Origin of the sequence: uncultured Campylobacter sp. (assembly GCF_937997595.1) — a bacterium.
Lineage (GTDB): Bacteria > Campylobacterota > Campylobacteria > Campylobacterales > Campylobacteraceae > Campylobacter_B.
On the sequence record NZ_CALKTS010000285.1, the window covers coordinates 1 to 7,779 of the forward strand.

The 7,779-nt window shown below is 48.2% G+C and carries 7 protein-coding genes and 1 pseudogene; 1 reads left to right on the forward strand and 7 read right to left on the reverse strand.

Annotated elements, in window-relative coordinates; genetic code table 11:
* Nucleotides 1-281: 281 nt before the first annotated feature.
* Nucleotides 282-956 (reverse strand): tetratricopeptide repeat protein, encoded by a 675-nt coding sequence (locus tag Q0614_RS09570; protein WP_298788320.1) that lies wholly within the window; start codon nucleotides 954-956, stop codon nucleotides 282-284.
* Between the two features lie 190 nt (nucleotides 957-1,146).
* On the opposite strand from Q0614_RS09570, the gene murI reads away from it, so the two are divergent.
* Complete coding sequence (gene murI, locus Q0614_RS09575) at nucleotides 1,147-2,349, forward strand: glutamate racemase (protein ID WP_298788322.1); 1,203 nt, start codon at nucleotides 1,147-1,149, stop codon at nucleotides 2,347-2,349.
* 588 nt (nucleotides 2,350-2,937) lie between these two features.
* On the opposite strand, the gene Q0614_RS09580 is transcribed toward murI, so the two are convergent.
* The 6 genes and pseudogenes from Q0614_RS09580 to Q0614_RS09605 form a co-directional block, all read right to left on the reverse strand.
* Entirely contained in the window at nucleotides 2,938-3,108 is a 171-nt protein-coding gene (locus Q0614_RS09580) for a hypothetical protein (protein ID WP_298784950.1), read from the reverse strand.
* A gap of 161 nt (nucleotides 3,109-3,269) precedes the next feature.
* A complete protein-coding gene (locus Q0614_RS09585; RefSeq protein ID WP_298788324.1) occupies nucleotides 3,270-3,632 on the reverse strand; it encodes an EexN family lipoprotein in 363 nt (120 codons plus the stop codon).
* A gap of 312 nt (nucleotides 3,633-3,944) precedes the next feature.
* Nucleotides 3,945-5,639 carry a Na+/H+ antiporter NhaC family protein gene (locus Q0614_RS09590; protein WP_298788326.1) on the reverse strand — a complete coding sequence of 565 codons (1,695 nt, stop codon included), beginning with the start codon at nucleotides 5,637-5,639 and terminating at the stop codon, nucleotides 3,945-3,947.
* A 16-nt stretch (nucleotides 5,640-5,655) separates the two neighbouring features.
* The gene (locus Q0614_RS09595; protein ID WP_298788327.1) at nucleotides 5,656-6,402 is read right to left on the reverse strand and encodes an SDR family NAD(P)-dependent oxidoreductase; all 747 of its coding nucleotides are present in this window, start codon (nucleotides 6,400-6,402) and stop codon (nucleotides 5,656-5,658) included.
* A 395-nt stretch (nucleotides 6,403-6,797) separates the two neighbouring features.
* Nucleotides 6,798-6,929 (reverse strand): annotated as a pseudogene (locus Q0614_RS09600) (S-ribosylhomocysteine lyase); the annotation flags it as partial.
* A gap of 313 nt (nucleotides 6,930-7,242) precedes the next feature.
* The coding region (locus tag Q0614_RS09605; RefSeq protein WP_298788328.1) for a DJ-1 family glyoxalase III at nucleotides 7,243-7,779 on the reverse strand (537 nt) is incomplete at its 5' end.

Consider the following 7,779-nt stretch of genomic DNA (forward strand, 5'->3'; position numbering starts at 1 on the left):
CATAAGGCTACGTAATTCTAACTTAAAATTCTGCTGCGTACCAATCTATGCTTTTTGGCACGCATTTGCTTATGACAAATCTGCCTCTTTATTTTAGCGCTTTGCTTGCACCAAAATCTATGCAGGATCCGTGTAAATTTACGCTAAATTCTGCTATAAAAGCGTTCGATTAGTTTAAAATTTTATCATTGAGTTTAGTGGCTACCGCCGCGATTTAAATTTAAACGCGGCGGATTTTAAGCCGCAGCCGACGCGTATTGTACCGGCCGCGGCTCGGCGCGCTATTTTAGTAGCTCATACATATCGCAGGATTTTTGCCAAGTTTCTTTAAACTCGGGCAGATTCATAAAAAGAGAATTTTTATTTTTGCCTAGATCGCAAGCTTTTTTAAAGTATTGTGCGGCTTTGCTTTTATCGTTAAAGTTGTAGTTAAATACCGCGAAATTGAAGCAACTCGGTAGGTCGCCCGCTATGTCGCAACCTTTTTTATAATAAACCGCCGCTCTCATTTCATCCTTTTTTACGCCCTTTCCTTTGTCATACATATCTGCTAACATACTGCACGATAGTTCTTCTCCTCCGTCACAAGCCTTGTCATAATAGGTTATCCCTTTTGATATATCTTTTTCGACGTCGACCCCGAGACTATATTTGATCCCCAATAATCCGCAACAAATAGTGCATTTCGCGTTACAATTTTTTTCAAGAGATCTGATGCCTTTTTTAGAATCTTCTTGCATTATAATTTCTGACACTGAAAGGCACCCTTCCTCACATCCACCATTGCAAGCTTTTTCAAACAGTTTAAACGACGTAGCATTGTCTTCGCATAATAAGCCGGCTTTGTAGCAAGACTCCATATCGCCGTTATTGCACTCATTTTCGAACTTTTCATACTCGGACGTGCCGAACGCAAAGCAAGCGGCGAGCGCCAACGCAAATAGCAATTTTTTCATTTAGTATCCTTTCCGGGTAAAATTTGGCTAATTTTACCCCCCCCCTAAAAAATTGATTAAATTTATCGCGAATTTTAATAAGGTAGCGAGAATTTAACGACCACGGATCCACCAAGCCCGCTCAAAATTTAAATTTTACCTGGATTGAGCTATAATCCCTTTTTTGAAATTTTAACCTTGGACTAAGAATTTGAAAATAGCGTTTTTTGACTCGGGTATCGGCGGGCTAAGCGTGCTAGCTGAGGCTCTGCGGCGGTTTAGCGGGGCGGAGTTTTTGTATTTTGCCGACGAGGATCACGTCCCCTACGGCACGAAAAGTAGGGCCGAGATCGTGCGGCTAAGCCTCGATGCGGTGGGATTTTTGGTCTCGCGCGGCGCGGACGCGGTCGTCGTTGCTTGCAATACCGCCACGAGCGCGGCTATCTTGGAGCTTCGCGGCGCATTTAGCGTACCCGTCATCGGCATGGAGCCCGCCGTCAAGCTCGCCGCGGACAGCTTCGGCGCGCGCCCGACGCTGCTCATCGCCACTCCGCTAACGATCGCGGGTGAGAAGCTCGCACGCCTCGTTGGGCGGCTGGAGTGCGAGACGTGGAGTCTGCCGCTGCCTCGCCTCGTGAAGTTTGCGCAAGATTTGGAGTTTGACTCGCCTGCGGTTCGGGCGTATCTGAGCGAGGAGCTAGCTAAATTTGAGCTTGAGCGCCTCAGTTCGCTCGTGCTTGGTTGCACGCATTTTAACTATTTCAAGGACGTTTTGCGCGAAATTTTGCCGTCTCACGTACGCATCATCGACGGCATCGACGGCACGCTAAATCGCCTTGCAAGCGAGCTGGGCGGAGGGTTAAAGCTTGCTAGCATCGAGGATTTGCCCTCGCGTGCAGCTAAATTTAACGCGGGCGGCGGCGCAAAATTTGATACGAATTCGTCGGCGCAAGCCGGTAAATTTTACGCGGAAAGGCGAGGCGCAGGCGACAGACAGAGAGTAAGAGACAAGAGCAAGCAGGGCGAGGGGGTCGATAAAAGCGCTCGCAGCGAGCAGGACGCAGGAGGGGGCAACGAAAGCTATGTCGGCAAAAATAATGCAGAAGAGTGCGGCAAGAGCGGCGGAGGGTCGGCAGGCGATGCGCACAGCGTAGAGCAGTGCGACGAAGACAAATGCCGCATGTCGCCGCGCGCCGTAGATGCGAATTCGCAGCTCAAGCTTTATTCTCGAGGCGGCGCGGATTTGTCCTTGGAATTTAAGCCGAGAGGCGAAGGAACGGGCATTTCGCGTGTGAATTATCCAAACGGCAACAGCGTGGAGTATTTTTACTCGGGCAGGGCGCTAGATGCGGCGCAGCTGCGCAAAGTAGAACTGTTTTTAAAGCGGCTCGATGCGATGCGAGCAATCGACTAGGCTACGCGCCCGTGCGTCGTAGATCCGTAGCGCAGGTTGGGATTCCAGTGCGTCATAAATCACGTCAAATTAAAATTCCTGTTCATCGCGGATCGCGCCGCGCGACTTAAAATTTAGATACGTGGTGGATCGCTCTGCGCAAGTTAAAATTTTGATGCGCTATAAATCGCAGCGCAAACTCAAAATTTCGTCGTTTCGTAAATCGCGCCGCATAGACTAAAATTTCGGCGCGCTAAAAAATTTAACTCGGCTTGATGATTTGGAAGCGGCTTCGCGCGGCGCGCGAGCAATAGCGCTTCGCAGCCGCCCGGTACGCGAAAATTAAAATTTTACGGGGCAAATGCTGCCTTCCGCCGCCCAGCACGTAAATTTAAGATTTAACGCACAACGCCGCCGTACGACTTGAAACAATATAGCGTGAGAAAGACGCCGTCGCTTCTTTAAATTTAATAGCGTAAGTCGAGATTGCTGTATGTGAGGAATTCCTCGCGCCGCACGAGCTGTCGCCGCAGATTTGAAATTTTAAATTTAGACTAGATCGTGAAATTAGCATGCCGCACTGCGAAATTTCACCGCCGCCGGTGAAATTTAGACTAGCCGCGCGGCACAAATTTTAAAATGATTAAATTTTAAGACGCCGCGCAGCCCGTAAGTCTTTTCTGCGCTAGCCAAGCCCGCAGGCTTTAAATTTGAAATTCCAAAATCCGTAAAGCAAGATTTCGCGCCGTATCGTTTCGCAGGAGGAATTTTATACGGCAAAATTCTAAGCCGCGTAGAGCGAACTTACTCCGCGCCTTCAGTGTATAGTAAGTTAAAATGAGCTTTACGCATAGCGCATAAGAGGAATTTTAATATTGAAATAATATTAAAATCTTATTTTCTCCCCGAGAAAACTTTTTATCCTCTAAGCCTACGATTTTTTACTTCTGCCCTCCAGTAAAATATTTTTTACGCTCATTAAATCTATATTCTTCTAACCCCTTACTTGCATTTTCACAATTTTTGTGCATTTTGCTTCCTTCTTCTATCTTATCCCAATCACAATTCTTTTCTACTTCTTTAGCTTCCTCTATATGCTTTTCATAGTATTCTACCGTCATAACTTTTATGTCATTGACCGATTCTTTTGCATTCACGCAATTTTTATATGAGTTGCTTCCGTCCTTTAAAGTATTGAAATCACACTTCGCTAAAACCTCTTTGGCTTCGTCCGGATGAGCGTCGTAATATTCTTTAGTTTTTACCTCGGTATCATCGCCGCAACCAACTAATAAAACAGCCAACACCCCCCCCAGAGGAACATCTTAGGATTTTTCATTTCATTCTCTTTGTTTGAAATTTATCGGTATTTTACTATCCGTTTACTTTGGAAATTTTGAATTGCAGGCGCATACGCCGTTTTAATGCGGCTCATTAAATTCGGCTTTTAAAATTTACTCGCTCTTTTTGAAATTTCGCTTTAAAATTTTACTCGCGCGACGGAATTTTATAGAGCGGAATTCTGCGGGATAAAGCAAAATTCCGCCAGGTAGAATTCCGCATCGCCGCGGAATTCGGAAGCGGAAGGCAAAAGCAAAATTTAAAAATTTACAGAGCTACTCCTCTATCTTTTTACCTGCAAATCGCACGAGAGCCCACGTAACGGCAAGCCCCATCGGCAGCGCGATCCAGACGCTAAGTCCTAGCGCTACGGGCAGGTAGCCCGCTAGCACGGCGACCGCGCCGACGGATAGAGCGTAAGGCATCTGCGTCTTTACGTGCTCGATATGATCGCAGCCCGCGCCCATCGACGAAAGGATCGTGGTGTCCGAAATCGGCGAGCAGTGATCGCCGAAAATCGCGCCGGTTAGCACACCCGAGATATTTACGATCATATAGGCGTGAAGCGCATCGCCCGAAAGCCCGTAGTGAAGTCCCACGGCGTTTGCCAAAGGTATGGCAAGCGGCATTAAAATTCCCATCGTGCCGTAGCTCGTACCCGTCGAAAAGCTAATGAACGAGCCCAGCACGAAAATCGCTACCGGAAGCAAGAATTTCGGCGTGTTTTGACTTAGCATATCGACTAGATAACGCGACGTGCCGAGCTCCTTGATGACAGAGCTGAGCGACCAGGCAAGTAGCAAGATCACGATCGTAACGATCATCGTCTTCCACCCTTTAATCCACGTAGAGATCGCCTCTCTGACGTCAAAAATTTTGCGGTAAACGCTCATAAATATAGACACGACCGTAGCAAGAAGCGCCGATTGAAAAAGCGCGACCGACGAGTTTGCGTTGCCGAACGTCGCCTGAAGCGTCGTAAAGCTTAGCGGAGCGGCTTTTGCGGCTGCGAGAGCATCGCCCTCAAGCTTGCTTAGCCCGCTAAAATAAAAACTCGCAAACGCGCCACAGATTAAGACAATAAGTGGGATAACGGCGTTTGAAGCCTGCGGCTTGATCCCCTCTTTGGGCTCTAGCGTTTTATCTTCTAGCTCGGCGATGTTAGAATTTTTAGAATGAATTTCGCCGGTCGCTGCGCGCCTTTCGGCAGAGAGCATCGGCCCGAAATCCCTGCGCATGAACGCTACGTAAACCACGAAAGCGAGCATGAAAAGATTGTAGAAGCGATACGGCATGGTCTGCACGAAGATCGAGAAGGCGTTTACGTTTTGCACGCCGATCTGATCATATCCCGCTCTTATCAGAGAGACTTCAAGACCTACCCAGGTAGAAATTAGCGCGATACCCGCAATCGGCGCGGCGGTGGCGTCGATGATAAAGGCGAGCTTTTCGCGGCTGACCTTAAATTTATCGGTGATCGGCCTCATAACGGGACCTACGATCAATGCGTTTGCGTAGTCGTCGAAAAATACGAAAAGACCCATAACCCATGTCGAAATTTGCGCCGAGATACCCGTTTTAGCGCGCTTGCTAATCCAAAGCGCCACGGCTTTCGTGCCGCCCGTCCTGCTAATCAGCGCGACTACGCCGCCGATACAAAGCACCTGCAAAAGTACGCCCGCGTTGCCTTTGCTAGCCATCGAGCCCACCACGCGCGAGACCAGATCCGTAAAGCTGCCCACAAGCGCGGAGATCGGATTGTCGTTAACGACAGCGAGCATATAGGTGCCGCTAAAAACGCCGATGAAAAGCGATAAAATCACCTCTTTGGTGATAAAGGCAAGCGCGATAGCCACAACGGGAGGCACCAGCGTCCATATGCCGAAAAGCTCGGCATTATGCTGCCTGGTCGCGTCGTCTACTGCAAACGCGGCAACCGATAAAAACATTAGTAATAGAATTTTTTTCATTTTCTCGCCTTAAAATTTAATGCTTCTCGATAAAAAGCCCAGCCCAGCTCTGCTGCGTCGCCATCGCCTCTACGACATTGATATTTACTCGGTGCGGCATCGCTAGGCAGCTTAGCACGATCTGCGCGATATCCTCGGGCAGGATCGCATCGACCCCCTCATACACGGCTGCGGCGCGCGCTAGATCGCCTTTAAAGCGCACCTCGCTAAACTCGCTCTTACAGATTCCCGGCGCGATCTCCGTCACGCGGATGCCGGTGCCGCGCAGGTCGTTGCGGATATTGCGGCTAAACTGCTTGATAAACGCCTTGCTCGCGCCGTAAACGTGACTACCCGGATAGGGCCACGCGCCCGCAGTCGAGCCGAGATTGAAGATATAGCCGCTGCCGCGCGCGATCATCAGCGGCAGCACCGCCTTGGTCGAATACAGCACGCCTTTGATATTCGTATCGACCATCGTCTCCAAATCCTCTACGGGCGTCTGCGCGATCCCCTCAAGCCCGAGCGCGAGCCCTGCATTATTTACGAGAACCTCGACGTCTTTGAAATTTTCAGGTAGCGCGCTTACGGCGTCAAACACCGCAGCCTTATCGCGAATGTCTGCGGCGATAATGTGCGTGTTGCCTAGCTCGCTCGCTAGCTTTTGCAGCCGCTCCTTGCGGCGCCCAAGCGCAATGATCTTATAGCCTTGCGCGCTAAGCGCCCTAGAAATCGCCTCTCCAAAGCCGCTCGTAGCGCCCGTGATGAATGCCGTATTTTTCATATGATCCCCTTTGCGTAAAATTTTAAATTTAGCGCAATGATAACGCAAAACGGATTTAGAATTTATGAATTTTATCTTGCGGCGCGGGCGCGGATGAAATAATACGAAGGCATTAGCAGGTTCTCTTGTGCGCACGAGCTCGCGAAGCTATTTGCTGGCAGGAAGGAGGTTTGCGGCTTAGCTACTAAAACTGCGTACCGATTAAATTTATAAAATTTAAATAAACGGCTTTATAAATTTAACCAAAGACGGCGTATCCGTCTGCTAAATTTATAAATTAAACCCCTAAATTTTGATTTTGCTTTGAAATTTGGTGTTGAGCCGAGCGCCATCGCTACCGAGTAGTAACGACGGCGCTCTGGTGGGTGTGAAATTTTAAATCTATTTGATCAAATTTAGATCCAGTGCAACTCGTCATTTTTAATCACGTCGAATCCATTATTTAGCACGTTTTGCGCGATCTGTTCAGCTTCAGCTAGCGAGTGCATCGCGAAGATGCCGCACTGAAATTTATTCAGCTCAGCGATGCCCTCTTGAGGATACGCCTAAAATATTTTATGCTTACGCTCCACGCCGTCGTGATGTTAATATTTGGTTTTAATAGCAACTAGCTCCAATAAAATTTTATCTGTCACGCACAAAGTCTTTTGCGTTTTTCGATTTAAAATTTGAGTCGCAAGAATTCCATTCGTCGTTTACGGATACTCAGAATAAATATTGTGGCTATTTTATACGTGCAAAGTAAGATAAAATTTGTAGTTCTCAGGCGTGGCAAAATCACGCACCCCGTTTTACAAATGGCAAAATAAAGCGCGCCAGAATCGACCCTAACTTGAAATTTTATTTAAAAAGCAAATCGGATTTTAGCTTGGAATAAACCTGCTCGCCTTTTAGCTCGCGGACGATTTGCAGCGCGAATTCCATTGCAGTAGCAGGGCCCCGCGAGGTCATGATGTTTTGATCTTTTACGACGTTTGCGGATGGGGTGTATCCCGCGTGTGCGACGGTCTTTTCAAAGCCCGGATAGCAAGTATAAGAGCTTTTTAGCACACCCGCGGTAGCTAGGGCCCACGGAGCGGCACATATTGCGCCGATTTTTGCGTTATTTGCATCAAAGTCGCGTAGGATCTTACCAAGCTTCACGCTTTTGGCTAAATTCTCCGCGCCAGGTAAACCTCCCGGCAAAACGATCATAGAAAATTCAGACACCTTAATATCATCCAAAATTTTATCCGCCACAAGCTCGATGCCGTGCGTGCCGCGAACGCATTTTTTATCCAGTCCTACAGATACCGCATCGATCTCTGCGCGGCGCAAAATATCGATCAGGCTCACGGCCTCGATCTCTTCAAAACCATTTGCTAAAATGATCGCTAC

Excerpts from the sequence above, each read along its gene's own strand:
- Q0614_RS09590 (WP_298788326.1), bottom strand. The coding sequence starts at position 5,639 with ATGAAAAAAATTCTATTACTAATGTTTTTATCGGTTGCCGCGTTTGCA.
- Q0614_RS09595 (WP_298788327.1), bottom strand. The coding sequence starts at position 6,402 with ATGAAAAATACGGCATTCATCACGGGCGCTACGAGCGGCTTTGGAGAG.
- Q0614_RS09570 (WP_298788320.1), bottom strand. The coding sequence starts at position 956 with ATGAAAAAATTGCTATTTGCGTTGGCGCTCGCCGCTTGCTTTGCGTTC.